Annotated in this window: 1 protein-coding gene; it reads right to left on the reverse strand. The window is 37.8% G+C overall.

Going from position 1 to position 919, the window contains the following annotated elements:
- Positions 1 to 397 precede the first annotated feature (397 nt).
- Positions 398 to 919, reverse strand: a 522-nt coding sequence (locus AC1DPZ_RS28075; protein ID WP_477409732.1) for a FecR family protein, incomplete at its 5' end; no start/stop codon positions are given.

The raw sequence follows: 919 nt of genomic DNA on the forward strand, positions 1-919 counted from the left end.
CTTTTTAACTGAAGTGTTTTTTTCGTTCAGCGTTATTCTCTGTCCAAATCCTTTTGCACTTACCTGTGCAAGAGCTATGATGAGGATGAACGTGGTTAGTTTCATAATCAATAGCAATTTATGTGGCAGCCATAGGGACGGCACACCACGTTTTAAAGCATTTAATTTCATACTTTTGTAATGTTTGGGGTTAATACGTAAAAAATAGACTCTAATTTGTTTTTATCTTTCCGCTATCCGGCGGATAGAAAGGGTTAACTCAAACTTGCCGGACGGTGGGCCAACACTTTCCGGCTTATTTTTTTAACCCCTGATTAATCATTCGTGTAAAATTTCTTTCATTTTTCTGGTTTAATCGGTTTATTAATTGGTTTATTGGGTAGTATTTATTAGGCTTTTATGGGGTAACAATAATTTTCTTATCCTCAAGCCTGAAGTTTATTCTTGTGAACTTTAAAATATCAAGAACCTCTGAAGCACTAATGTTTCGATGGATTTTTCCTGTAAATGTTCGGGTTGGAATTTTCCCTTCATATTCAATTTTTACTTCGTATGCTCTCGCCACCTGTCTCATAACTTCTCTCAGGTCGGTCTGATCATAACTAAATAATCCATTTTTCCAGGCAATGGCTTGTTCTACATCTGCACCACTGTTTATTTTAATATTGTTTGAATCAAATCTAATTTGGGCTTGCTGTCCTGGTGTAAGCAGAGTAGTCTGATCAGCCTTACTTATTTTTATACTTCCTTCCAATAGTGTCGTTCTCATTTGCGCCTCATCAGCGTATGCATTGATATTAAAGTGCGTGCCGAGCACCTGAACGGTTTGTCCGTGAGTAGTCACCGAGAACGGCTTAGCTTTATTATGGGCAACTTCAAAATACACTTCGCCTGTAACTTCCACTTTTCTATCCTTGCC

It is taken from the genome of Mucilaginibacter sp. P4_G9 (assembly GCF_056400985.1).